The 594-nt window shown below is 73.9% G+C and carries 1 protein-coding gene; it reads left to right on the forward strand.

The annotated features are described in order from the left end of the window. Positions 1-594, forward strand: a 594-nt coding sequence (locus HW445_RS32650) for an acyltransferase domain-containing protein (protein ID WP_180224348.1), incomplete at both ends; no start/stop codon positions are given.

The raw sequence follows: 594 nt of genomic DNA on the forward strand, positions 1-594 counted from the left end.
TGGGCATGGCCGTCGAGCTGCTCGACTCCTCGCCGGTGTTCGCGGCGCGGATGGCGGAGTGCGCGGCCGCGCTCGCCCCGCACACCGACTGGTCCCTGCTTGACGTGGTGCGCTCCGGCGAGGGCCTGGAGCGGGTGGACGTGGTCCAGCCGGTCCTGTGGGCCGTCATGGTCTCCCTCGCCGAACTCTGGCGCTCCCACGGCGTCCAGCCGGCCGCCGTGATCGGCCACTCGCAGGGCGAGATCGCCGCCGCCGCGGTCGCCGGGATCCTGTCGCTGCAGGACGCGGCGAAGGTCGTCGCCCTGCGGTCCCGCGCCATCACCGCCCTCGCCGGACTCGGCGGCATGGTCTCGGTCGCCCAGGCGGCCGACGCCGTCCGCGGCACCATCGCCGCGTGGGACGGCCGGATATCCGTCGCCGCCGTCAACGGCCCCACCTCCACCGTGGTCTCCGGCGACGTCGACGCCCTCGACGAGTTCCTGGCCCACTGCCAGAGCAACGAGGTCCGGGCCCGCAAGGTCGACGTGGACTACGCCTCGCACTCCGCCCACGTCGAGGCCATCCAGGAGGAGCTGACCTCCCTTCTGGACGGGA

It is taken from the genome of Streptomyces sp. UH6 (genome assembly GCF_013421635.1).
In the GTDB taxonomy this organism is placed as follows: domain Bacteria; phylum Actinomycetota; class Actinomycetes; order Streptomycetales; family Streptomycetaceae; genus Streptomyces; species Streptomyces abyssomicinicus.